The 26,287-nt window shown below is 46.7% G+C and carries 23 protein-coding genes; 21 read left to right on the forward strand and 2 right to left on the reverse strand.

Features of this window, described 5'->3' with window-relative positions; all coding sequences use genetic code 11:
* Positions 1-333: 333 nt before the first annotated feature.
* From KTH89_RS02825 to KTH89_RS02865, 9 genes are all read left to right on the forward strand, one after another.
* The gene (locus KTH89_RS02825; protein ID WP_238720547.1) at positions 334-1,425 is read left to right on the forward strand and encodes a sugar ABC transporter substrate-binding protein; all 1,092 of its coding nucleotides are present in this window, start codon (positions 334-336) and stop codon (positions 1,423-1,425) included.
* An 18-nt stretch (positions 1,426-1,443) separates the two neighbouring features.
* A complete protein-coding gene (locus tag KTH89_RS02830; protein WP_238720548.1) occupies positions 1,444-2,448 on the forward strand; it encodes an ABC transporter permease in 1,005 nt (334 codons plus the stop codon).
* A 22-nt stretch (positions 2,449-2,470) separates the two neighbouring features.
* Positions 2,471-3,958: a sugar ABC transporter ATP-binding protein gene (locus KTH89_RS02835; protein ID WP_238720549.1), complete on the forward strand. Its 1,488-nt coding sequence runs from the start codon at positions 2,471-2,473 to the stop codon at positions 3,956-3,958.
* A 105-nt stretch (positions 3,959-4,063) separates the two neighbouring features.
* Complete coding sequence (locus KTH89_RS02840; RefSeq protein ID WP_158342891.1) at positions 4,064-5,053, forward strand: ABC transporter permease; 990 nt, start codon at positions 4,064-4,066, stop codon at positions 5,051-5,053.
* Positions 5,054-5,083: 30 nt separating this feature from the next.
* A complete protein-coding gene (locus tag KTH89_RS02845; protein WP_238720550.1) occupies positions 5,084-6,277 on the forward strand; it encodes a M24 family metallopeptidase in 1,194 nt (397 codons plus the stop codon).
* A gap of 66 nt (positions 6,278-6,343) precedes the next feature.
* Positions 6,344-7,240: a sugar phosphate isomerase family gene (locus KTH89_RS02850; RefSeq protein WP_158342893.1), complete on the forward strand. Its 897-nt coding sequence runs from the start codon at positions 6,344-6,346 to the stop codon at positions 7,238-7,240.
* Entirely contained in the window at positions 7,234-8,208 is a 975-nt protein-coding gene (locus KTH89_RS02855) for a ribokinase (protein WP_238720551.1), read from the forward strand. Before KTH89_RS02850 ends, KTH89_RS02855 begins: the two co-directional genes overlap by 7 nt.
* A 200-nt stretch (positions 8,209-8,408) precedes the next feature.
* Positions 8,409-8,951 carry a CCDC90 family protein gene (locus KTH89_RS02860; protein ID WP_238720552.1) on the forward strand — a complete coding sequence of 181 codons (543 nt, stop codon included), beginning with the start codon at positions 8,409-8,411 and terminating at the stop codon, positions 8,949-8,951.
* Between the two features lie 403 nt (positions 8,952-9,354).
* Positions 9,355-10,299 (forward strand): DMT family transporter, encoded by a 945-nt coding sequence (locus KTH89_RS02865; protein ID WP_238720553.1) that lies wholly within the window; start codon positions 9,355-9,357, stop codon positions 10,297-10,299.
* A 176-nt stretch (positions 10,300-10,475) separates the two neighbouring features.
* Here KTH89_RS02865 and KTH89_RS02870 read toward each other — a convergent pair whose 3' ends face one another.
* Together KTH89_RS02870 and KTH89_RS02875 are read right to left on the reverse strand one after the other, a co-directional pair.
* Positions 10,476-11,276 (reverse strand): polysaccharide deacetylase family protein, encoded by an 801-nt coding sequence (locus KTH89_RS02870; protein ID WP_238720554.1) that lies wholly within the window; start codon positions 11,274-11,276, stop codon positions 10,476-10,478.
* Between the two features lie 76 nt (positions 11,277-11,352).
* Complete coding sequence (locus KTH89_RS02875; protein ID WP_238720555.1) at positions 11,353-12,039, reverse strand: hypothetical protein; 687 nt, start codon at positions 12,037-12,039, stop codon at positions 11,353-11,355.
* Between the two features lie 326 nt (positions 12,040-12,365).
* On the opposite strand from KTH89_RS02875, the gene KTH89_RS02880 reads away from it, so the two are divergent.
* The 12 genes from KTH89_RS02880 (at position 12,366) to KTH89_RS02935 (ending at position 26,269) form a co-directional block, all read left to right on the forward strand.
* Positions 12,366-13,784 (forward strand): hypothetical protein, encoded by a 1,419-nt coding sequence (locus tag KTH89_RS02880; protein ID WP_238720556.1) that lies wholly within the window; start codon positions 12,366-12,368, stop codon positions 13,782-13,784.
* 152 nt (positions 13,785-13,936) lie between these two features.
* Positions 13,937-15,166 (forward strand): cation:proton antiporter, encoded by a 1,230-nt coding sequence (locus KTH89_RS02885; protein ID WP_238720557.1) that lies wholly within the window; start codon positions 13,937-13,939, stop codon positions 15,164-15,166.
* Positions 15,167-15,180: 14 nt separating this feature from the next.
* Positions 15,181-16,545: an MATE family efflux transporter gene (locus tag KTH89_RS02890; protein WP_238720558.1), complete on the forward strand. Its 1,365-nt coding sequence runs from the start codon at positions 15,181-15,183 to the stop codon at positions 16,543-16,545.
* A 671-nt stretch (positions 16,546-17,216) separates the two neighbouring features.
* Positions 17,217-18,389, forward strand: a complete 1,173-nt coding sequence (locus KTH89_RS02895) for an ATPase, T2SS/T4P/T4SS family (RefSeq protein WP_238720559.1) — start codon at positions 17,217-17,219, stop codon at positions 18,387-18,389.
* A 15-nt stretch (positions 18,390-18,404) separates the two neighbouring features.
* On the forward strand, positions 18,405-19,379 hold the full coding sequence (locus KTH89_RS02900; protein ID WP_238720560.1) for a type II secretion system F family protein: 975 nt from the start codon (positions 18,405-18,407) through the stop codon (positions 19,377-19,379).
* A 68-nt stretch (positions 19,380-19,447) separates the two neighbouring features.
* Positions 19,448-20,299 (forward strand): type II secretion system F family protein, encoded by an 852-nt coding sequence (locus KTH89_RS02905; protein WP_238720561.1) that lies wholly within the window; start codon positions 19,448-19,450, stop codon positions 20,297-20,299.
* A 10-nt stretch (positions 20,300-20,309) separates the two neighbouring features.
* Positions 20,310-20,528, forward strand: coding sequence for a Flp1 family type IVb pilin (locus KTH89_RS02910; RefSeq protein ID WP_158342911.1), 219 nt, complete (start codon positions 20,310-20,312; stop codon positions 20,526-20,528).
* Positions 20,529-20,549: 21 nt separating this feature from the next.
* The gene (locus tag KTH89_RS02915; protein ID WP_158342912.1) at positions 20,550-20,957 is read left to right on the forward strand and encodes a hypothetical protein; all 408 of its coding nucleotides are present in this window, start codon (positions 20,550-20,552) and stop codon (positions 20,955-20,957) included.
* A 54-nt stretch (positions 20,958-21,011) separates the two neighbouring features.
* A complete protein-coding gene (locus KTH89_RS02920) occupies positions 21,012-21,542 on the forward strand; it encodes a hypothetical protein (RefSeq protein WP_158342913.1) in 531 nt (176 codons plus the stop codon).
* Between the two features lie 51 nt (positions 21,543-21,593).
* Positions 21,594-22,271, forward strand: a complete 678-nt coding sequence (locus KTH89_RS02925; RefSeq protein ID WP_238720562.1) for an SAF domain-containing protein — start codon at positions 21,594-21,596, stop codon at positions 22,269-22,271.
* A 34-nt stretch (positions 22,272-22,305) separates the two neighbouring features.
* Positions 22,306-24,249: an InlB B-repeat-containing protein gene (locus KTH89_RS02930; protein ID WP_238720563.1), complete on the forward strand. Its 1,944-nt coding sequence runs from the start codon at positions 22,306-22,308 to the stop codon at positions 24,247-24,249.
* Positions 24,250-25,165: 916 nt separating this feature from the next.
* Positions 25,166-26,269, forward strand: coding sequence for an HNH endonuclease domain-containing protein (locus KTH89_RS02935; protein WP_238720564.1), 1,104 nt, complete (start codon positions 25,166-25,168; stop codon positions 26,267-26,269).
* The last annotated feature ends 18 nt before the right edge of the window (positions 26,270-26,287 follow it).

The raw sequence follows: 26,287 nt of genomic DNA on the forward strand, positions 1-26,287 counted from the left end.
AATTTAAAATTTATGTGTATTTTAAACAAATAATATTAGAAAAAACATATATTTTACTCTGCTAAAACTAAAAAGTTAATAAAATATTAGAAAATTTACAACAAATATTGACAAAATAGTAAATAAAAGCTAGCATAAGAGGTGGAAAGGAGCATTTTAAGGGATAAAATTTAATTAAAATATTTTAAATAAATAATTAAAATTATTTAAAATAGTGAATAAGCTATTTGCCGAACGGCAGAAGCAATTTAAAGTTTACCCTATCCATTTAAAATGCTAAAACATCAGAAGACCAGAGGCGACAGTTATCTGTTCACAAAGGAGGAGAAAATTATGTTCAAAAGGTTATTTGCATTATTTATGGCAGTCATGCTTACATTGGCCGCCGCAGGGTGCGCAGGGCAAAAAGAAAACGAAACGGCACCCGCCGCCGCATCCGAATCCACGGAAACCGAAGACAACGGTCAGGATCAAAGTAAGACGGCAACTGATGTAGAAAAAGACAATGGTGACATGACAATCGGAGTTTCGATCTGTTCCTTATTTTCCCCCTATTATGTGGGAACCTATAACGGCATCACAGCTACGGCAGAACAGATGGGAGTAGAGCTGGTTACTTTAATGGCAGATGATGACATCAATAAACAGAATGAACAGATGCGTAATCTGATTTCCCAGAAGGTCGACGCGATTATCTGTATTCCGTTAGACGGTACCTCGATCGCCGTTACCGTCCAGGAAGCGATGGATGCCGGAATCCCGGTCATTATGTGCGACCGGGCCATCGAAGGGGCGAAGGCAGCCAAATCAGTGGTGGCCGATACTTACCAGATGGGGAAAGATATTATTCAGTGGTTTGTAGATGATGTAAAAGAAGAAGACAAGATTACCGAACCTTATCAGGCACTGCTGCTTTTGGGAAGTCTTGGGGATTCTGCCACAGTGAAGCTGTCCACCGGTTTCAAAGAGGTGATCGCAGAGCATCCGGACATTATTGAAATAGTTGGTGAGGTACCTACGGAGTGGAATCAGGAGACAGCATTAAAGGGAATGCAGAATTGGCTGCAATCCAACCCGGAAATTAACATGATTATTGTACCTTCCGATCTGTTAATCCCTTCCGTACAGAGTGCGTTGCAGCAGGTGAACCGCTGGCACAGGATCGGGGAAGAGGGACATGTGGTAATCCTCTCCAGTGATGGGGACTCGGCAGGGATGCAGGTATTAAAGGACGGGTACAGCGAAGTGGACGGAGCCTTTGACGCGGTGGACTGCGGGGTACAGAGTGTGATCCACGCGGTTAAGATCTTAAACGGGGAAGAGGAAGCGGATGACGGACAGATTGTCTACGGCGCCACGCTTGCTACTTATAAAAATGTAGAGGAGACAGGCCCTTCGATCTGGAGCTGGGACGATGTGGAATAAAGACAAGAGGTGGTCGATATGAACGAAAAACTGCGGAAGATTAAGGCGGTGGTGATGAAATATCCGATCCTGGTATTCCTGACAGCAGCGGTGTTGGTAGCTCTATTTTTCACTCCTAATTTCTTTACGGTATTTAATTTGAAGAATCTGCTGTTACAATCCACCGATCTGCTGATTCTGTCCTGCGGGCTGACATTGGTTCAATTGAACGCCGGGATCGACTTCAGCATCACCTCCGTCCTGTCCCTGGGCAGCGTACTGGGAGCTTATCTTATGGCCAGGACACCGCTTGCCGCAAATCCCCTGCTGGGGATATGCGCCGCGGTTCTTATGATGGCAGGTACGGGAGTGGTGTTTGGAATAATTAATGGAGCTGCGGTAACCCGGCTTAAGATGCCGTCCTTTATTGTCACGCTGGTGATGCAGATGATCGGTTCCGGCGCCGCTGTGCTGTTCGTCAACTCTATTGCGGCCGAGGCTACGCTATCCGCCACGATCGCAGGCCTGCCTCCGGCATTCGGCGTCCTGGGCGGGCTTGGTAACTGGTTCTTTGTGCCTGTACTGATCGCGGCGGCGGTGTTCCTGTTCTCAGACTGGTTACTGACGAAAACCCGGTTCGGAAGAAATGTTTACGCAGTGGGAACCAACGCCAGAACCGCAGAAGTATCGGGAATTCCGGTTAAAAAAACGATCTTTCTCCTCTTCGTGCTGTGCGGCCTGTACGCCGGGATATCCAGCATTCTTGCGACAGCCAGGAATCAGTCCGGAATACCGACTTTGGGAGATAAGATGTTTTTAAATATTATTGGGGCTGTTATCATCGGGGGTACCAGCGTGCTTGGAGGCTCCGGGGGAGTCAGACAGACGCTTCTGGGTGTGATTTTCATGTCACTGATGACCAATGTCATGAATCTGATGAATGTGACCTGGTATATTATATTGTTGGTACAGGGGATTCTGATATTTGTCGTGGCTATGATGGATTATGTTATGAAGCGGCAGAGCGCATATCAGGAAAACTGAGCCGGGAAAGGAGAATCAGGATATGTCCGATGTGATTTTAAAATTAAACGATATCTGTAAGAGCTTCTTTTCGGTGGAGGTGCTGCATCATGTGAACCTGGAGCTGCGCCAGGGAGAAATACTGGGACTGGTGGGAGAGAACGGAGCTGGAAAATCTACACTGATGAATATACTGGGAGGTATTTTCCCTATGAGCGCGGGCAGTATTGAATTCCTTGGAGAACCCTACGAACCTGCTTCGCCGAAATATGCTACGGAAAAGGGGATAGCTTTTATCCATCAGGAACTGAACCTGTTTACCAATCTAAGCGTGGCAGAAAATATGTTTATTGACAATTTTCCCACGGGATTCCTGGGAAGGATCGATAAAAAGAAAATCCGGGCAAAGAGCCAGGAATACATAGATAAGTATGATCTGAATGTGCGGGCATCCGCAAAAATGGGAAATCTGCCCATGGGTTCCAGACAGATGGTGGAGATAGCGAAGGCACTGATGAAAAATGCGAAGGTGATAATTTTCGATGAGCCGACTACTTCGCTGTCCAACCGGGAAAAGGAAAAGTTGTTTAAAGCAATACGGGAATTAAAGGAAAATGGAGTGTCGATCATTTATATTTCCCATATTCTGGAGGATGTGCTGCTCCTGTGTGACCGGATCAGTGTGTTGAGGGACGGCAAAGTGGTGCATACCGATAAAAGGGAACGGTATGACCGCGCGGGACTGATACGCGATATGGTGGGGCGGGAGCTGACCCAGGTCTATCCGTCCGTAGAAAAAGAGATTCATGATAAGGTTCTTGAAGTGAAAGATTTAAACTGCGCAGGCTTTGTAAAAGGGGTTTCTTTCTGCCTGCGGGAAGGGGAAGTCCTGGGGCTGTTCGGACTGATGGGAGCAGGGAGAACACAGATCTTAAGGGCCGTGTTCGGGCTGGATCCTAAGGAGAGCGGAGAGGTGCGGGTATTTGGAGAGGAAGTAAAAAAACCTTCCCCGGGCGAATGCATCCACAGAGGGATGGCATTTATCACGGAAAACCGCCGGGAGGAAGGCCTGCTTATGCCCAGGCCGGTCAGCACCAATCTGCTGATGGTGAAAAATGAAGAACTGGCCGGTTCCATGGGAGTTGTGGATACGAAAGAAGAGGCCGAGCTGTGCAGGAAGATGGTGAAAACTCTGGACATCAAAACGGCGCGTCCGGACCAGCAGGCGGCCAACAGTCTGTCAGGGGGAAACCAGCAGAAAGTAGTCATGGGAAAATGGCTGTTGAAAGAACCTAAAATTTTTCTGGTGGATGAACCTACCCACGGGGTGGACGTGGGGGCAAAATATGAGATTTACAGACTGATTTTAAATATGGCAAAGGAGGGCTCCGCAATCCTGGTGGTATCCTCGGAGATGCAGGAGCTGATGGGAATCTGCGACCGGATTCTGGTTTTGTCCAATGGAAGGCTGACGGGAGAGGTCCGGAAGGAAGATTATTCACAGGAACGGATCATGAAGTTTGCTTTATGAGGGTATACCTGTATGCCTTGAGAAACAAGGCAAATATGGAAACACCCTGCGGGTATACCTGTATGCCTTGAGAAACAAGGCAAATATGGAAAGGAGTAGGTGAAGATGACGGAAGCCTGTGAAGGAAGTGTGGGAAAACGGATCCTGCAGTATCTTATGCGCTATGGGATGTATCTGATCTTCCTGTTGCTGATGATCTATTTCAGTGTCTCGAATCCCAACTTTTTGACATTTAACAATCTGATCCTGATATTGCAGCAGGCATCTCCCCACGGAATCGCGGTAATTGGAATTATCTTTGTGCTGACGGTAGGGGGAATCGACATATCGATAGGCAGAAATATGTTCCTGGCCAGTACGCTGGTTGGTGTGATGACTGTGAACGTGAGTAAAAATTTTTTGGATTCCACGGCTGCGCTGGCGGCATGTCTGGGAATTGCGGTGGCAGTGGGTATTGTATTCGGACTCTTGAACGGCATTATAATAACAAAATTCAGGATGGTTCCGTTTATTACCACATTGGCTGTGGGCAGTGTGATGCGGGGACTGGGACTTACGATTTCAAATACCAGACAGTTTAATATTACTTTTATGAGTCCTCTGGCCAGCGGACGGATTTTTAACATTCCATATGTACTGATTATTTTTGCCGTACTGTTGGTAGTGTCGAATTATATATTACGCTCTACCACGTTCGGCAGGCATCTGATGGCCATCGGAAACGATCCGGAGAACGCAAAGAAGATCGGAATCAATGTGGACCGGGATACGATCCTTGTCTATGTGATCTGCGCAGTGCTGGCCGCTCTTGGAGGGATTCTCTCTGCCGGACAGATCGGAACGATTGCGGCCACCTTTGGTGAGGGGAATGAATTTATCGCTATCTCGGCTGCGGTGGTTGGCGGCGCCAGTTTGTTCGGAGGTAAGGCAACGATTCTTCCGGGGGCGGTAGTGGGAATACTTTTGATTACGCTGATTACCAATGGGATGGCTATGGTAAATGCGTCTCCCTATGCCTACACTATAGTCCGGGGGGCCATTATATTCCTGGCTGTTATGCTGGACAGTATCAATTATAAAGGCGTGCTGCGCTGACGCGGCAGTGTACGCAGGAGGATGAGGCAAATGAAGAAATGTTATGGGATACCGCGAAGTGAGTTTGAACAAAGAATCGCCCGGATACGGGAGGAGATGCTGAAGAATAACCTGGATCTGCTATTGGTCTATGGAGACGAGTACCGCAGGGAACACCTGCGCTATGTGAGCAATTATTGGCCATTGTTCGAACGGGGAATATTGTTGATTCCGAAGGATGCAGAGCCAATACTGATGTGTGCTCCTGAGGGGGAGATGATCGCCCGGGAGATGTCCGTTTGGAATGATATCCGTCTTCACCCCGGCCTGGCCGGGATCTATGTGCCGGAAGAGATCGATTATCCTTTGGCCAGCTATACAGACTTTTGTAAACTGGCCAGGGAAATCAATACTGCCGGAAAGGTACGGCGTCTGGGGATAGCGGGAATAGATTCGATGTCTCTTTATCTGCTGGACGATATTAAGCGGTCGTTCCAGGTTGACCCGATCGACGCCAATCCGGTGATGCGGGCTGTAAAACAAATCAAAACCGGCGAGGAGATCCGGTGTTTGAAAGAGGCGGGCCGACAGGCTGATCTGGGATTTGCCGCAGTCTATGAGCTTGGAGACCGGCTGATTGGTATGACTGAGATCGAGGCGGCTGCGGAAGCGGAATATGCGGCGAGAAAAGCAGGAGCGGAGCAGATCGTATTTACTATTCTGGCGTCGGGAGATCGAACGGAATCCATCGTGGGCAGGCCCCAGCATAAGGTGATCGAAGACGGAGACATGGTTATGTGCGGGATCGCGGTTATGTATGAAGGATATATCGCCAGCAGCGGCGCGCCTTTTGCCGTGGGGCATTGTTCACCTGAGACGGAAGAAGTGATCCGGGTATTAATGGAAGCATCGGAAATCGCGTTGCGGCAGATCGGGCCCGGACGCCCCATGAATGGGATTGTAAAAGCGGTGCGGGACTATTTTCGAAGTAAAAATCTGGAACAGTATGACATCTATCCTCCGCTGCACGGGATCGGCAGTGCCGAAGCGGAGTCACCTTATCCGGACGAACACACGGCGGATAGTTTTCAGGCGGGGATGACGGTGAACACCGATATCAGTCTTTTCGGAATGCCTGGGGGATCAAACCGAATCGAAGAGGGTTTTCTGATTACGGAGGACGGATTCGAGAGCCTGACACCTTATATACGCGGCTGCATTCAGAATTACTTAAAGGGAAGGTGAATGAGGTTAATTTATAGACATGAACTCTAATCATGCATGCGGAAAAACATACGAATGGAGGAAAAAATGGAATTTCAATTGACGATAGAGCAGATCGAGGAATGGTGCCGGATCCCCTTCGATGAATTATGCAAACAGGAGGGATTAAATGCGGCGGTCCGCCTGTCTGACACGAAAGAACAGACTATGACGGACATTGGTAACCTGATGGCGGAAGAAATGATACGGTATAACAAAGAGGGTAGGATAACCAGATGGATCCTGCCGGCCGGTCCGATGGAGCAGTACACGACTTTTATCGACCGGGTAAACCGGGAAAAAATTAGTCTGAAAAACCTTTATGTATTTCATATGGACGAATTTCTGGATTGGGAAGGCCGGCCTTATCCGGTAGAGGAAAAATTTTGCAGCCTGCGGGGCACTATGCAGGGAGGTTTTTATGACCGGATAGATCCAAAACTTAATGTTCCTGTGGAACAAAGAATTTGGCCGGATATACACGATCCGGACTGCTTCGACCGGAAAGTGGAAGAGATGGGCGGTATCGATACGACATGGGCGGGTATCGGCTGCAAGGGACTGATCGCATTCTGTGAAGCACCCCATTCCAGGTATCACAGAATAACCCGGGAACAATTTAAAAACGGAAAAACCAGAATACGCGAGATTAATGAGGATACTATCGTGGCATTAGCCCAGCGGACCTTTGGCGGCTTTTATGATATGGTTCCACCCATGGCTATCACGGTTGGAATGAAATCCATCCTGACATCGAAGCGGATTGTATTTATGATTACAACCGGCGCATGGAAGAACACGGTCATCCGTATCCTGCTTATGTGCAAAGAGCCTGTCCTGGAATATCCGGTGACATTCCTGACCCAATACATTCCCGAAAAGATACTATGCTGTGACAAGGCCTCCTGCGACCATCCGCTGTCGCATAAAATGAAGCTATGGTAGCTGCAAAAGAAGCCCCCCGGGTCCTGGTATTCAACAATCACGGAGTCGGACAGTATGTCAGGATAGACCGTCTGCCAAAATGGGGAGAGACGATCCGAGGGAAGGACTGGCAGTTTGAGCAGGACGGGGGAAAAGGATCTAATGTAGCGATCGCCCTTGGAAGACTAAAAATTCCAACTGCTTTTCTGGGAAAGATTGGTAAGGACTACTGGGGTGACTTAGGAATCTCCTGGATGGAAGAGGCTGGGGTGAATATCTGCAGAATCCGCCGTTCCGAACAGGTAAATACCTGCACAGGTATTATATTGACGGATCATGACGGAAGGAATTCCATTGTTGTTGGCGAAAGCAGCAGCAATGCCATGACGATAGAAGAACTGGAGGAGGATATCGGGTGTTTTTCCAATGCGGACATACTGATCACAGGATTTGAAATACGCGAAGATCTGGCTCTGAAGGCAGCCAAAATCGCCCATAACAAAGGTATATGTACAATCCTGAATGCCAGTCCGGTGCCGGAACATGGGATAGGTATGCTTTTGGATATCGATATTCTGATTATTAACTGGGAGGAGGCATGCGTCCTGGCTCAGATCGAGGAAGAGGAGCAGGACGGGAAAACTGGTAATGGGTACAGAGCACAGGTGATCCGCCGGGTGAAACAGACCTGCTTACCCGGGAATGTAATTATGACATTGGGAGATGAGGGTTGTATGGTACTGGAGGATGATATATGTACGTGGATTCCGGGGGTGAAACAACAGGCCGTAGATACAACCGGAGCGGGAGATGGATTTTTGGCTGCATTCGCTGCAAACTTGGTCTGGGGAAAAACGATAACAGAAGCCTGCCGGTGGGCTAACCGATATTCCGCCTATACGGTGGCGCATCAGGGGACAATCCCATCCTATCCGGACAGAGAAACCATAGAACGGTTTATGGATGATTCTGGACCGGATACGCCTTGATGAGAGGTGTGGGAGGGGATTAGCTTAGGGCCGGGACACGGCTCGTCGGAAGACGGGCGGTGTTCCGGCCCGGTTTATGTATGAGGCGGTAGTGGAGATGTTTCGATCCGATAAAAGGGAAGAAAATCAGTCAAAAATAATATAGATTTTATAGTCTCTATATGATATACTTTTTTTACCAATGAAAGGAGGTGAGGATAATGACAGATAATGAGTTGTTAGTGGCGATAGCTGATATTATGGATCAAAAAATTAATGGAATTAGAACTGAAGTTGGCGAAGAAATAAAGGGATTCAGAACAGAAGTCAGTGAAGAAATAAAGGGATTTAGAACAGAAATAAAGGAATTTAAAACAGAAGTCAGTGAAGAAATAAAGGGATTTAGAACAGAAATAAAGGAATTAAAAACAGAAGTCAGCGAAGAAATAAACGGATTCAGAACAGAAATGGAGGAATTTAAAACCGAAGTCGGCGAAGAAATAAATGGATTAAAGGAAGATATTTCATCGCTAAGAATTGAATTAAAGCAAGATATATCAGAATTAAAACATGATGTCCTAATATTAAAATTAGACAATGAAAATAATATAATACCTCGTTTGCAGAACATAGAATCCTGTTATATCTCTACCTATAACCGTTATAAATATAGTGTGGAGACTTATGAGACTTTGGTGGCAGATACTCAGATGCTGAAAGAGGTAGTAGCAGAGCATAGTGCCATTTTGCAGAAAATTTCTTAATATGTCTGTCATGTGGTGTTATTGTCATGTGCAAAAGCATTGCAGAATACGAAAATATAATATATTAGCACATCGAGCAAGAACAGTTAGTGAAATGAAAACCAGAACCAAATAAGTTATTTGAATACAAGTTGAATTGATCCGGTTAACTGAATTTTCTAAATTTTTATCTTTTTATCTATTTGTCCATTAGCTGAACAATCATAAAAATTTCCTAATGACCTGAAACATACATTATTTACATTTCTCCTTTTGAGATGGGGTGAACGTTGTTTTTGCACAAAAAATCAAAGAATATTATTCTTGAGATTTTTCTCGCGAAATGCTATGATTAACCCGTTTGAATAGAAACAGAGTCTGGGTAAGAGCCCGGATAAACTGCTAAAGGAGGGGCTGAGTCGATATGTCATCGAAAAAGGGAGAATGGTTAAAAAAGACACCGGCGCTTTGTTTTATGGCAATGATTTGCTGCGCGCTGTGGGGAAGTGCATTTCCCTGTATCAAAATAGGATACCAACTGTTTAAGATTCCGGCGGATGCGGTGAGCAGCCAGATGCTGTTCGCGGGTATGCGGTTCACACTGGCGGGGATTCTGGTCATAGTAATAGGAAGTCTCATGGGACGTAAATTTATGGTACCCAGGAAAGAAGCCTGGAAGAAAATCCTGATTCTAAGCTTGTTCCAAACGATTATTCAATACATATTTTTCTATATCGGCCTTGCGAACACGACAGGAGTGAAATCCTCTATAATTGAAGCGGCCAACGTATTCTTTGTGATCCTGTTGGCCAGTCTTGTCTTTCGACAGGAGAAACTGACTGCGTCGAAAATACTGGGCTGTGTGGTGGGCTTTGCCGGTGTGGTTTTGATCAATTTGAATCAGGGCGGTATGGATGCGGGAATCAAACTGACCGGGGAAGGATTTATCCTGCTGTCGGCGTTCTCCTATGCCATGTCCAGTGTGTTTTTGAAGAAGTTCGGAAAAGATGAGGATCCGATGCTGTTGAGCGGCTATCAGTTTGTGATCGGCGGGCTCGTGATTACTATTTGCGGTTTGCTGACCGGCGGAACGATCACAACGTTTACGGCCGGCTCAACGGGTATGCTGTTCTACCTGGCCATCGTGTCGGCAGGGGCTTATTCGATCTGGGGGAATCTTCTGAAGTATAACCCGGCGTCAAAAGTGGCGGTATTTGGTTTTATGAATCCGGTGTTCGGTGTTATCCTGTCCGCGCTGCTGCTGCATGAACAGGAGCAGGCCTTCGGGTGGATGGGGCTGACCGCATTGGTACTGGTCTGTGTTGGCATCTTTGTGGTAAATAGAGACAGCAGTAAGACAATCATGTAATTAAAAGGACCTCTAAAACAGATTTGCAGTGTGATATGTTTCCACATAAGTAGACATGGTAAATAACCAAAATCTTCTTAAGGGGAATCATATCAGTGTACTGCAGCTGTTTGGAGGTCTTTTATAGTTTCTATGTCAGGCTTGACGTATCGGCATTGGCTTTCACAAATATTTTTTTATTTGCTGTCCGGTATCTGCCGCCCCTCGTGATCCATGTGGTATTGCTCCCGGTAGATCAGCTGGGAAACCGGAACCAGCTCATAACCCGCCCCCTGCAGCGTGGTAATTACCGTTTCCAGAGCGTCTTTTGTATACTTCGCTCCATTATGCATCAGAATGATGGAACCATTACCCAGATGTTCGTGCTGTGTTACCGTCTGTATGATGCTGTCAGCCCCGTAATCTTTCCAGTCCAGGCTGTCTACGTCCCACTGAATCGGATAATAGCCGCAGTCTCTGGCATTCGTGATCACATGATTATCATAATCGCCGTAGGGAGGACGAAACAAAAACATCTCATAACCGGTCAGTTCTTTGACCTTACTATGTACACTCATCAGCTCCTGTTTACATTCCTCATCGCTTAACTGGCTCATGTTTTTATGATTCTGTGAGTGATTGCCCAGATCATGGCCGGCCGCCAGTATCTTTTTCACATCTTCCGGATAACTGTCCACCCAGCCTCCGGTCATAAAAAAGGTTGCATGTACATTGTATTTCGCCAGAATATCCAATAACGTCATCGTATCTTCACAGCCCCAAGCGGCGTCAAAGCTTAGGGCCACCTGCTTTTTCGGGGTCTCCACACAGTAGATCGGAAGCTCGCGTCCGTCCACCGAACTGCTGACCGAAGTGACGGTTGGTAAATACAGGACACTGCATACAATCAACAGCAGCAGGGCAAACCAGAAAAAACCGGATTTGGCCACCGTTGGTATGTTCAGTTTTTTATGCTCTTTTTTTGACATTCTTTGCATACAAAAACCCCACAATATATGTTTTTATACATATATATGTGGAGTCCTTAGAAGTATGTATTGAATTCAGAAGCCTTTAAAAGCACTTTTTGCATGGGGTTAATCCCCTTGCCAGGGCGTCCTCAAGTGTTGCCTCATAATACGTACCATTGCCGCACTTATGATTGTGATACTTGCTGCCTGTTTTGGTAACCAGTACGATTTGCGAATCCGTGTCGGCAGGCTGCGAAGGAGCGTCAGCGCCGGAAGATACGGTAGCGTCTGGGGATGATTTAGAAGAATTGGAAGCAGATGCGGACTGAGCGGCTAATTTTTCATTTTCTTCCGTTAGCTTTGTGTTCTCACTTTGCAAGGCGTCGATCTGACTTTGCAGTTCTTCCGTGGAATCTGAGTCAGCCATGGAAGCTATGGTTTGTTCGGCTGTCTCCAACTGATCCTGCAGTTCCTCAATCTTTGCCGCATTTGTTTGATTTTCATCGTTCAGAGCGGACAGATCGGCGGACAGTGATTCAATTTGTGTTTCCAGCTCCTGTTTTTCAGCCTGTACGGTTTTTAATTGGTCCGTAAGTGCCGCAGTTTGAGTTGTGTCGGATGAAAATGTAGAAAGTAAGACAGCCAGAAAGAATACTGCGAATACCGCGCTGGCCCCTGCTTTACTTGTTGTTTTCCATTCCTTTTTATACTGCCACATAAGAAAACAGCCAAGAGGAAAGCATAAAACTAATAGAGCCAGAATCCAGCCGGTTTTTTGATACCATTTCATAGAATTCCCCCTCTTTGGTAAAATAATATCAACACTGCTATCTATTCATATTTTACAGCTAATGGGTCCAAAAAACAATCGGTGATACACGAACATTCCCTATAGCTTAGTTATGTTGGACATTTCTTCTGCTTTAAGAAAAAGTTAAGGTTTTGATCGGAAAAATTAAGAAATATATGGGCAGATTAATTTGAAGATCAGGAGTTAGCGTGCTATAATTCACTACGTATTGACTTACAGGTATGGGTTTTTGCTGAGCTGTCGAGAATAAAGACAGGAGAGAAACTGGTGAAAACCTGGCTGAGCCGATCAAGGAGCGAGTGAAAATGGATAGCAAAAAGTTTGGAAAAAAATATCTGGCATGGTTTCAAAGCTGCCGTGTCCTGCCGGTTGAATGGGTAATCGCAGGTGTCATCGGCGGGCTGATTCTGATTACATATACTTATGCGGACGGTGTATCCTGGACGATCTGGTCCACGAACCTTCTGGATGTCATTTTTGACGGAAAGCCATTGGATTATTATGCGTACTGCCGGGAAAACCTGTTCGGCGCCATGCACAAGGATATGGGTACCAGCGTGTTCAGTGTTCTTCCCTGGGCGGTCTGGAATATTCCGATCTGGATTTTTCAGAGGTTTTTCGGGTTCCGGATCGTAGAAAACTCCCTGATGCTGATCTGGTCCAAACTTTTCCTGGTAGCGGCACTCCTGGTTACGGCTTATTTTGTGTATCAGATCGTACTGCTTATGACCGGAAACCGGTACAGGAGCTGGCTGGCGGCTCTTTTGATGGTTTCTGCGGTTCATATCTATATTGCGGTCTGCTTTGCGGGACAAAATGATGTGGTCATCTGCATGTTTGGGGTTATGGCCGTTTATTTTCTTTTGAAAAAACGATACGGGCTGTTTATGCTGTTGTCTTCCTTTGCGATAGCGACCAAACCGTTTTTCATCTTTACCTATATTGGTTTGGTACTGTTTATAGAAAAGCGTGTGGATAAAATTATATATCGGGTACTGGGCGGATTCTGGCTCACTATTTTATTTTCCCTGATTTACCACAATGCGCCTAATTACCAAAAATCAATAAAAGGGGCGATCAAATACGGGGATGAGATCGGAAAAATACTGAGCAAAGATATTTCTTTTGGCCCGGTTGTGAACACTTCCATTTTTATTCTAATCCTGTGTCTGGTTTACTTTTTTGCTTACGTGGTGAAGACAAAGGGGGACGAGCAGTGGCGGCAGTATGTGCTTTATATCGCCATGGCTACGCAGTTCGTATTCTTTGGTTTCACGGAATATTTTTATTACCGGCTGATCCTTCTGTTCCCGTTTTTGCTGTGTGTGATATTATCCAATAAAAAGTACCTGCGTTTGAATATGATACTGGAAATTTTGCTGTCTGCCGGCGCGGTGCTGGTCCATCTGAATACCAATGGGTTTATGGGGCCTTCTTATGTGGCGCGGGGATTTTTGGCAAACTTTCTGCCGGGGATCAATACCGGAAAGCTGCATTATGTAAATCTAAACCAGATCATGTGGTCGGTTAAAAATTACGCGCTGTATTCCAAGATATTTAACGCGGTGTTTATCGCCTGCCTGATTCTGCTGCTGGTGATTAATTATCCCGGTTTCAAAAAAGATCTGGGAGAGGAGAACGATGTTTGCAGCAGAGGATGGATATGGCTGCATATGGCTCTCATTATACCGGTGTACGGGGTATCTTTGGCGCTGTGCTTTTGAGAAGGTAAAGGCCCGGCCGGAAACGTGTTCCTTGGTAGTTATGGCATGAAAACTGTGCTATAATAATAAAATATTAAATGGCGCTATTACGTAGGGAGTATATCAGCTGTACGGACGGCGGGACAAGGCCGTAGAAAAAGGAGCGTGGTGAAATGGCTCTTCTCGACAGGATTGAAAATTCTTCTGCGGAGGTAATTTTAAGCATTGCGTTGATTCTGTTTGCTGGTTTTTTAATGACCAGAATCACGAAAAAGCTGCATTTGCCGGATGTGACGGGGTATATCTTAGCGGGGGGGCTGATCGGCCCTTATGTTCTGAATCTCATTTCCACTGATATTATGGAGGGAATGGGATTTATCACGGACATAGCCCTGGCGTATATTGCGTTTGGCGTAGGAAAATATTTTAAACTGGAGGAATTAAAGAAAAACGGCAAGCGGATCATCATCATTACCGTGTTCGAGGCGCTGCTGGCAGGAACGGTAGTGGCGCTGACGATGATCTTTCTTTTTCACCTGTCGGTTCCCTTTGCTATATTGCTGGGAGCGATCGGCTCTGCTACGGCGCCGGCCTCGACGATCATGACGATCAATCAGTATCATGCCAGAGGTGAGCTTGTGAATACGATCCTGCAGGTGGTGGCGCTGGATGATGCGGTAGCCCTGATCGCATTCAGCGTGTGTGCGGCGATCGCGGATCAGCTGGAGAGCGGCGCGGTACATATGCGGTGGAATGTATTCCTGGTGCCTTTGCTGGTGAATCTGTTGGTTTTGTTTTTAGGAGCTGTGTGCGGATATCTTTTGAAATGGATCATATCGGACAGCCGGTCCAGGGATCACAGACTGATCCTGATCAACGCGGTGATCTTTGCCATGACCGGGGTCTGTACGATGTTGGACGTCTCCCCTCTGCTTCCCTGTATGGTTATGGGAACGGTTTATGTAAATGTAATCGAAAAAAAGAACCTGTTTAAGCAGGTCAATCATTTTTCACCGCCTATCATGCTGATGTTTTTTGTATTGTCGGGAATGAGGCTGAATGTACCGATGCTGGTGTCGGCCGGCGTGATCGGTGTGGTATATTTTGGAGTCCGTATTCTGGGAAAATATGCGGGCGCCTGGATGGGCTCTCTGATCGGCAAGGCTTCGCCGGAAGTACGTAAATATCTGGGATTGGCTCTGGTGCCGCAGGCGGGAGTGGCGATCGGCCTGGCTGCCCTTGGTCAGCGGATTCTGCCGCCGCAGATGGGAACCATGCTCTCCACGATTATCCTGTCTTCCAGTATCCTATACGAAATGGTGGGACCGGCCTGCGCCAAAGGAGCATTGATTCTGGCCCATGAGATCCGGACGACTAAGGCGGCAGATACGGGTAGAAAATGAGAGGGTTGTAAAGCATGAGTGTGAACAATGATTTCAGCAAGGGCAGCGTGTCGGGAAATATTCTAAGCCTGGCGCTGCCCATGACTTTGGCTCAACTGATCAATGTGCTGTATAACGTGGTGGATCGGATCTATATCGGGCATATTCCGGGAGAGTCTACCGTGCCGCTGACCGGGCTTGGCCTGGCGCTGCCCATTATTACAATCATTACGGCATTTGCCAATTTGTTTGGAATGGGAGGAGCCCCTCTGTGTTCCATAGCCAGAGGACAGCGGGAAAACAAAAAAGCGGAGCAGATTATGGGGAATTCGTTCTCCATGCTTTTGATTTCCGGCATCCTACTGATGATACTCTGTCTGTTGTTTAAAAAGCCGCTGCTGTATCTGTTCGGTGCCAGCAGTGCAACATTTCCTTACGCGGATTCTTATCTGACCATCTATCTGCTGGGGACGGTGTTCGTCATGATCAATCTGGGGATGAACAGCTTTATCAATTCACAGGGGTTTGGGAAAATCGGCATGATGACCGTACTGCTGGGTGCGGTGGCGAATATTATTCTGGATCCGTTGTTTATCTTCGTATTTCAGATGGGAGTGCGCGGAGCCGCGGCAGCCACTTTGATTTCCCAGATGCTGTCCGCTGTCTGGGTGCTCAAATTCCTGCGGGGGCCGAAGGCAATCCTGAGGCTGAACCGGGAAGGGATGCGGCTAAAGGCGGAACTGTTAAAAAATATTACCGGACTTGGAATGTCCGGCTTTGTGATGTCCGTGACCAATGGGTCGGTACAGATTATTTGCAACGCTACACTGCAAAATTTCGGGGGCGATCTTTACGTCGGAGTCATGACGGTGATCAATTCGGTGCGGGAGATTATCACCATGCCGGTAATGGGGGTGACCAATGGCGCCCAGCCGGTGATGGGATTTAATTATGGGGCCGAGGAATACGGCCGTGTGCGAAGCGCTATAAAATTCACCACTGCAGTGTGCGTCATCTATACGTTTGCGGTATGGGGACTGTTACTTCTGGCGCCCCGGTTTTTTATCCATCTGTTTAACAGCGAGCCGGAACTTTTAGAGGCAGGCGTTCCCGCCATGAAGATTTATTTTTTCGGCATTTTTATGATGTCACTGCAGTTCGCCGGACAGTCCGTGTTCGTGGCATTGGGAAAATCCAGGCAGGCAGTCTTCTTTTCGCTGCTTCGTAAGGCGATTATCGTGATCCCGTTGACGCTTCTGCTGCCGATGGTGGGCGGTCTGGGGACGAATGGAGTGTTTTTGGCGGAGCCGGTGTCGAATTTTATCGGCGGGACCGCGTGTTTTGCTACGATGATGATAACGGTATGGCCCAGTCTTAAAAAACAGGAGAACAAAGGGTAGACGGGAAGTGCGGATAGCATGTGAAATGCGGATAACATGTGATATGCGGATAGCAAAGACAGTATACCGGCGCAGGCGTACAATTCAGAGCTTGGATTGTATGCCTTTTCTTCATCTTAATAAAATAGATGTAAAAAATAAGGGGTAAAAAGATGGCGTTTTTTGGTTAGAATGCAGAGTTGACATACACCGGATTTTGAGATATGATCTTTGTACGTTCTTTAAAGAATGATTCTGATTTATCTGTTTTGTATCTGATTTATGTTAGTTATTCCTTTCATTTATTTATCTGATTTATTCCATTTACTAATTGATTGTCCGTTTCGTATCAGGCGTAGAGTGGTATTCCTTGTCCAGTTTGTATCACGAGCAGAGAGGTATTCCTTTGTCCGGTTTGTATCATGAGCAGATCGGTGTTTCGTATGATGGACTTCGGGCGGGAGGCGCAGGCATTATGAGATTGCGCGACAGGAACGGGCAACAATGGTCTTATTAGGAAAAGAGGTGGTCAAAAAGAGATAGCAAAGTACGGACGCTAAGTGCTCATAGAGAAAAAATAGTAGCGCTCGAAAAAGCCTCGCTGACTATTTTTCATGCATCGCACGTAAGCGTCCAAAATACAGACGCTAAGTGCTCATAGCGAAAAAGAACAGAATGAGAGGAGGAGCGAATTGTATGTAAATAAAACCCGGGCGGAAAACAGAGAGTATCTTCTTCAGGGGGATTTTGTAAATAAACTGTTGGATGACGTTATTGACTATTTTACCAGAGTCGATATGAAACCGCTGAACCTGGTCGAACGCGGAATGAAGAGCAGGGAAGATTTCCTTCGTGAGGTGAGAGAGTACCTGAAACACAGCCAGGTTGGGGAGCCTCTGGCCGGTATCGTATTGGAGCGCTTCCGGAAATTCCTGTGGAGTTATGATATTCTGGATGAACTGATCAACGATGAGTCCATATCGGATATTAAGGTGCTGGATGAGAATCACATTCGGATAAAAAGATATGGAAAACGTATGACTTCGCCGTTGAAATTCAGAAGCAAAGAGGCATATCGGCGGTTTGTGGACCGGGTGGTTATCAAAAACAGGACCAATCTGAGCGATTTGAACGCGGTTCAAAACTTTACCGACAAAACAACAAATCCGAAATTTATATTGCGCTTTAATATTACAACAGAGTTTGTGAATTCGGTAGACACCCCTTACCTACATATCCGAAAAATTGCCAAGCAGAAAAATACGCTGGCAGATCTTATAAAAATGGGTATGCTCAGCGGGGAAACCGCCGACTGGCTCCGCCGGGAAGCTTCTTTGGCCTCTGGGATTTTGTTTACCGGGAAAGGTGCGTCCGGAAAAACCACTCTGATGAATGCGCTGCTGGACTGTATTCCGGAGGATTATTCGGGCCTGGTCATTCAGGAAAATGAAGAACTGTTTTCCAATACCCATCCGGATCTGATGTTTCAGCATGTAGTTTCCAGCAAGGGCGAGGGGAAGATAAGATATGATCTGAAGGATCTGGCCCGCAATGGCCTGTTGACAGACCTGGACTATTTTATTATTGGGGAAATCAAGGGAGGGGAGGCGCTGTATTTTTTAAACGCGGCATACACCGGGCATAAGTGCTGGGCGTCCGTCCATGGTGCCAGCTCTACGGAAGGGCTTAATAAACTGGCCGATTATGTGAAATACGAAAGTGATTACAGCCGGGAAGACGCGTTGCATATGCTGTGTCATATAACCACGGTCGTGTTCCTGGAAAATTTTAAAGTGAGGGAGATCTCTCAAATAGATGGCTGGGACCATCTGAATAACGATCTGAAATACAAAAAAATATTATAGGAGGGATGATACCGCTTGATCAATGAAATCATCTTATGTCTTAGGTTGCTTCTGGTTCCGCTGCTGTTTACAGGGTTTGTAAATCTCTATGATTATCTGAGGGAGCAGCGCCTGGTGGAGCGGACAATGCTGGAATTTTACCGCCTGTCGGAAGAACAGGAGGAAAGCCGCAGAATGGAGGAGACCAAACGGTGGTTTGAAGAGGGGGCAGGCAAGCGAAAAAGTATCTTATACCGGTTTGATCTTATGATATTGCAGAGCAATATCCGATACTATCTGCCATTTTTGAACACAGAATTATATCTGATTTTGATGCTGGCATCATCCGCAGCAGCGGCCGCGCTGGCCAAAAGTCTGAGCGGTATCTGGCTGCCGGCGGTTCCGGCTTTCGCTTTTACCATGTTTCTATTTTATCTATTTATTTACAGTCTTTCTATTTCCAACTATAAGAAAACACAGAACAACATTACACAGTTTGCCAATCTGCTGGAGAATTTCAGTGAGACCAGCGACGATCTGATTTTTATTTTTGAAAAGGTCTGCCCCTATCTGGATGTGCCTATGCGCCCGGCCCTTCAGGAGTGCGTGAGCAAGGCGCGCAATACGGGAAATGTGGAGGAGGCGCTTAGAAATCTGGAACTGCAGATCGAACACCCCCAGTTTCGGAATCTGATCCGGAATCTGGAGATCTGTTCCAGACACGAGGCAAACTACGCAGAGATTATCCGCGATAACCGCAGAAGCCTGCAGGAATATCTGCAGAATCAAAAAGAAAGGAAAGCGCTGTATGACAACGGGCGTATCGAAATCAGTATCATTCTGCTTCTCTGCTTTGTTGTCGCCGGTATGCTGAACGGTTTCATCCGCCATGGATTTCTCTATGTGCTTGTTCATTCTGCAATTGGGAACGGCATCGCGCTATATTGCTTGCTCGTACTGCTGATCTGCCTGTATTCCATGTTTTTTGCGGGGAAAAAAGGTTCCTCATAAATACAGCCGCTGCCCATATTTGAAAAAATAATGTTAAATCGTGAATGGAAAGGAGATACTATACACAGATGGAGATTTTGGAAACGATCCGCATAGGGATAGCGGTGACGGGGATTTTATGTCCGGTCCTGCTTATGCTGGCGCTTTGCAGCGTATCCTATACCCAGGTGGGGGAGCGCCTGATACAGTGGCGGAATCAAATGGGGCGGCAGGTCAGCCGGAAAATGAAAACCAGCAGATTCGCCTATTTCCGGTATGACCGGATTCAGGATTATCTGGAACACTACGGGGTTACGTACATGTTTCCGGGGAAAGCCGATCCGGTTTCCTATCTGGCGGTGAAAGGGGTTTTTGCGCTGCTGTGTATGGCTGCGGGGTTACAGATTCACCCGGCGATAGGGTTACTGCTGCTGCCGGTTGGTTTTCAGGCGCCGGATGGACTCATCCGGCTGTCCAATCAACAGGACAATGACGAAATGCTGGCGGATATTAAGAATGTCTATGATACGCTCAGAATACAGACGAAGGCGGGAGTATATCTGACTCATTCCCTTTCGGAATGCTATCTTGCTGTGGAGAACGGCCGGTTGAAGGCGGCGCTTCTGACCCTGACGAACCGCATAGTGGCAAAAAGTGATATCACCCAAGCATTGGAAGAGTTTCACGAAAAGTTTGAGAACAAATATATTGATATTTTATGTATGATTTTGCAGCAATCGTTAGAATCCGGCCGTACTGTGCAGATCCTGGAGGACGTATCCTCCCAGCTCACCGATATGCAGCATGCGATACATATGAAAGAAAAGGAAAAACTGGACCGGAAAATCCAGGTATTACAGCTGCTGATATTTGTTGGAATCATGGGGGTCTGCCTGCTGGGGCTGGGAACTGAGATTATGGATTCCATTATACAATTTTAGGAGGATTAGTATGAGAAATATATGGAAACAGGAATTAAGCATGAGAATGCGCAGATGGGAAGTAAATCGGATGAATAAGGAGCAGGGTGGAAAAGAAATTATCGCCGAGGTGGCATTGGCTGTGATTGCCGTAGCCCTGATCCTGATTTTCCGGACTCAGATCAGCAGCCTGATCACAACGATCATGACATCAATGAATACAAAGGTTTCTGAGTTGTTTAGTATGTAACAGAAAAGAGGTCCTGATTTTATGGGAAAAAAAGAGCAGGGAAGCTTATTTAAGTTCATGCCCAGTATATTGAGTGTTCTGATGCTGGGGATTATCGGAATCGTATTTCTGAACTGGATGTCCGATTTGGATTCCAGGGACAGGCTGGATAGCCTGGCAAGGGAATATATTCTGCGGATGGAGACGCAGGGCTGTCTGACTGATACGGACAGTCAGGAATTGATACAGGAGCTGTCAGATATGGGCATGGAGCAGATCAGTCTGGAGGGCACGACCACGGGAGAAGTGGGGTACGGGAATCAGGTAATATTACAAATACAGGGAATGATCCGGCAGAAACAACATCGGCTTAGCGGATTTGCCGGTCTGAACCAGACAGAGGTGCTGACGCCTGTGCGGCTCCGTAAAGCTTCCACTGCGAAATATTAGGAGGTCGGTAAAATCAGAAGAAAGCCGATAGAGAGGAAAAAAGAAGCGGGAGCCGTGGAATACGTCATCTCTTTGAGCGTGGTGGGGATCGTTCTGCTGCTGATCCTTTTCCTGTATCAGAGCAGAATGATCAAAATAACCAGGAATTATGTGCAGGATGGACTGACGGCCTCTAATCTGGCCGCTGCCATTATTGATCTGGCGGAATTCGGCGCTTCGCATGAGATTCTGATCAGCGATGAAGTGCGGGCGTATGAGGAATTCAGAACGGCTCTCCGGGAGAATCTGAGATTAGACGAGCAGGAAAGGGCCTTGGAAAACAGCCTGCTGAAGGGACAGATCCGAATAGAAGATTTTATTATATATAATGTAGAAAATCATTTGGTTTATCAGTTAGGGAAAAAAGACGGCGCATGGCTTACAAAAAACTGCCTGGGGAGCCAGGGAGACGTGAGGACACCGGATGGGACAGTGATTGAAAGCACTACGATCTACAGCAGGATCTGTTTTCCGATACAGGGATGGATCGGGCAGGTCAGAGAAGTTACCGTTCAAAAGAGTGTGGACGTAGTAACGAGAGAATGACCGTACCGATTGATTCTGATACAAAAAGATAAGGAGAGTAAAAGCAAAAGAATGAAAAGAATTAAAATAAGATACCCGAAAGAAAAAAGGAAAAAGAATCCGGCATGGAGATTCCTGTTCAGTTTTTTCATGGCTTTCCTGGTATTCCTTCTTCTTTTAATTCTGGAAGCAGGCATTCAGAATAAGGAGGAGGAAAAACAGGTGGTCATGGCTGTAGCTAATATACCCAAGGGAACGGAATTATCGGATGAAATCATAGCGAATAGCTTCCGGGAAATTTATGTTCCTGTCTCTTACGTCCCTGATCAGGCGATTGAAGACAGGAAACAATTGGCCGGGAATATTACAGAAGAGGAGATCTGCGAGCGGGAGATCCTGACCATTCCAAAACTCTGTGAATTATCTGCATTACTGGAAGAACTGGAGGAACCGGTGGAGGTAAGCGTATCCGTCACCGATCTGTCCCAGGTGGTAGGGGGGATTATAAGAGCGGGCGACCGGATTAATTTGTCGGTTACCGATCGGGAAACCGGGGTAAATGAGCGTATTATTTCCAATGTCTACGTATCCGGGGCTTTTACCTCCTCCGGAAACAGGCTGGACCGCGTCCGTACGGAACAGGAACAGCCCCCGGCCACGGTACTTAATTTTTGGATTCCCAAGGCAATGGAACAGGCGTTTAATGAAAAAATAAACAGCGGTTTGTTGAGAATCAGTAAAATACAGTAAAAGATTCTCCATCGATAGAAAGAGGTTAATGCTTATGAAAAAGACCTGGAAGCGGATGAGTTTCCTGATCATGCTGTTGAGCTGGATCTTCCTTGTCCCATTTCGTGCAGATGCGGCTACCTCGCTGGGAAGCGGGGACTGCGGGCACTGGGACTGGCAGTATCTGGATGATACCGGCAGAATCTATATCCAGATCCGCAGCCCGGACCGGGACTTTGGAACCGCAGTCTTACAGGTCGGCGGACTTGCCGGAAAACAGTTTTATTACCGGAATTATCCGCCGGTTTTGTACCTGTCTTTATCAGGAAGTCCCTGCGGAATGCGTCTGGATTCCAACACAGCGTCTGTTTTTCCCTATACCTTCTGCGGAGACTGCGGGTCACCCTACATACAGGAATTTTCGGTTCCGATTCATTGGCAGATGCCGGCTTACTATGAATTTGCCGGCACACCGTATGTCCAGAACAGCGGAGGGACCACTACCCTGCAGCAATTTGTGGATCACAGAGATTTTATATGGAAGGACTATTACTTTGTCAACCGGCTTCCAAACGGAGGAAGTACCCTGACCTCACAGGCCTTTACTGTGAGTGCATCCACCTTCTACGATCTGGGCATCCGGGTAAAAACGCCGAGTGGTACCGCGGTGCAGGGACCTCGCACCGTAACCATTCAGCTGCAAAAACAGAGCTTCGCCCTGCAGATAAATCCGAACGGAGGAAGCTGGGAAGGCAGCACGGGAATCAGTGTGCGCAGACAGCAATGGGGAACAAACAGAGCAATCGGTGTTCCGGTTCCGCCGGCCGGATATACGGTCTATTGTGACGCCAACAAAGGAGAGGGCAGCAAGACACTGACGGCCGGAAAAATTTTTACCGGATGGAGCTGTTCTGGCCCGGGAACGGTAAATGGAAACACCTACACCTTTGGCACAGGCAACGGAAGCCTGACGGCGAATTACAGGCAGTCCGCCGTAACTTTGCCGACGGTAAAAAGAACCGGCTATCTATTTCAGGGGTGGTATTTGAATGGAAAGAAAGTGGGGGATGCGGGAGCCGTATGGACGCCCACCGGATCAGTTACCCTGACAGCTTCCTGGAAACCCGTAACCTATACCGTATCCTATCATGGCAATGGAAACACCGGAGGCAATACGGCATCCGGCAAACACACCTATGATGTGGCGCAGTCGCTTAACGCCAATGGCTTTGTGCGGGACGGCTCCACTTTCCAGGGATGGAGTACCAGTGCGTCTTCTTCTACAATACGCTATGCAGACCGGCAGAATGTACAGAATCTTTCATCTACACAGGATTCTGTGATACACTTGTACGCAGTTTGGAAAAAAACAATCACCTTATCCTATGACGCTGGCGGAGGAAGAGGGGCGCCCTCAGCAGAGACCAGGAGTATTTATAATACGGACTCCGCTGATTTTACAATCAGTCTCGTAAAGCCTGAAAAGGACGGGTGCCGTTTTCTGGGGTGGAGTACGAGACCGGATACGAATCTGGGTTCCTATCAGCCCGCACAGCAAATTACACTGAATAAGAACACCACACTGTATGCGATCTGGGATCCGATCCTGGAGGTGGAGGCTTATATAACCAGAACCCTGCAACCCCATGATCCTGTTTTTAAAACCGGTGAGCAGGGGATTCTGACCATTAAGGTGTATGGCATGTGTGAAAATATAAAGGTAACCTTTCCGCAGGAATTCATCAGCCAGGAAGATGAATTGAATTCGGATGACCTGAACAGGGAATATAACCTGTCTCCATCGATGAGTCAGGAGCTTATTCAGGAGTTCTATGTCCCGCTGTATACCCTGGAAGGAGTCTATGCAGTCGAAGTGACAGCCGGCAAAACAGGAAATAGCGGAGAACCGCTGACGAAGACTGTGTATCCGCAGCTCCGCGTTTCAGGAAAGATTCTGGATGAATTGAAAACCAGGATCAGGCAGTCGGAGCGACGATGAATACAGTCTTGGAAATGTGCTGGTTGGACAGCCTTGATGCTATAAATAGGCTGATATATTTTATAAATATTAAATTTATCGAAATAGAAGTAGTATTGCTCACGGCCTTATTAACGGTATCTTTTCTGTTAATATTGCGTTATATAAGGCAAAAAGATCCGGAACTGTACCTCCCGGCTGATCCTCGTTTATCGATCCTCGTTCTGTATTTTGGAGTCACTATTATTTTGTTATCCGGTTTATATTCACCAATTGAGACAGTGATATTTTCCGTATTGCTTCTCTACCTGTCTATTATGAGTTTTACCGATTATTATACCGGTTTGGTGTATCCTGTCTTCTCCTACTTCTACCTGTTGATCGGCGTATCTCTTTGGCTATTCAAATATCTGGCGTATGATAGAAACTCAACAACAATGGTAATTGGCCAGCTGACCGGATTAATCATTTATTATGCCGTCTTACGCCTTCTTCAAAGAGGAAAAGTCTTTTCGTCAGGCGATACAAAAGTTTATCTGTGCGCAGCCCTTTTCCTTACTATTCAAAAATCCGGATCTCCATTATTCTTAAGATGGACGGTGAATCATGTGATCAGCACATTATTGTTTCTGTTCCTAAATATCCGTTATATCGATATCAGGCATTTTCGCCTTTCTGCCCCGCGGCCATTTATTCCCTCGATCACAGCCAGTACCTTGTTGATCCTATTACTTTTTACAAAGCAAAGGTAAACGCAAAGCCAAAAGTAAACGCAAAGCCAAAAGTAAACGCAAAGCAAAACCAAAGCAAAGGTAAACACATTGCGAAAACGGGCGAAATATGTTATTACTGAATAGATGAGGCCGTATGAAAAGCTGATGTCATCAGATATTTCGTCATATAGCATCGCAATTTTAATGAAACCGGAGATAAAAATATGGAATTACCCTATTCATCCGAACTTCCCATCCACTCCTTTTCCAGACTATTTGACAATATGAGTGAAAGCTATAAACTGTTTTGGTTTCAGGCGGTTGTTGAGCACGTGATACAGGGGAAGAATCGTATAACTTTTTCTGAGATTATTGATTATATGATTGCAGATGCCTGGTATATGGTGTCAGAATACCGCCTGAACTTTGGACCTTCGGATACGCTGGAAAAGCTGGTGTTTCAGATATATGAAAATAGCGGCTTAAAGACAACGGAAAAGAAAGAAAATATCCTGAAGTACCTCCAAGACAATCAGGAACCGGAAGTAATACAGATGAAACGGACCCTGGCACTGCATGTGCCGTTCCGCCTGCAGGCTCCTTTCCTTACAGGGGCGAAGGCTTCCTTTTGGAAGAGCCAGGCCACGGTAATTGAACGGATGAATCAGGAAAAGCATCTGCTCTATTATTATGATCAAGTGCAGGGGCTAAAAAGAAGTATCCGGATTAATGAAGAGTGGCTGGATTATATCCTGGCCAACCAGTCCGTACTGCTGGGATGGCTCCAATTCCATATGATTGAGTATCTTCAGAAAAGAAACCCGAGCGTGCCGGGGATACCTAATAAAATAAGTCCGCCCGCGAAGCGCCATCTGGAAAAAGTGAAAAAATACTGGAAGGCTATCGTGACGGTGGAGCCGGTCTGCGATATCTATACGGGGAAGACATTGACAGGTGAGGAAGTGTCGATTGACCATTTTATTCCCTGGTCCTATGTCGCTCATGACGAGCTCTACAATCTGACGCCCACCACCAAAAACGTCAACAGCAGCAAGAGTAACCGGCTGCCAGACTGGAATACCTATTTTGGACGGCTGTGCAGAATCGAATACCAGGCATATCAGATCATGTGGCGAAACAGGACGGTTCACGCGCTGTTCGAGCATTGCAAAAAAGAACATATCAACAGCCAGGACGCCCTGATAAAGCTTTATGATCCGTCTATCGGCCAGGAAACCTTTTATAAAAATCTGGAAGATATTCTGCATCCGGTCTACAATTCCGCCCTAAATATGGGTTTCCCCAAATGGGAAGCGAGTGGTTCTTAGGCGGTACTTCAGGAGTCA

Origin of the sequence: Diplocloster agilis (assembly GCF_019042275.1) — a bacterium.
Classification (GTDB): domain Bacteria; phylum Bacillota; class Clostridia; order Lachnospirales; family Lachnospiraceae; genus Diplocloster; species Diplocloster agilis.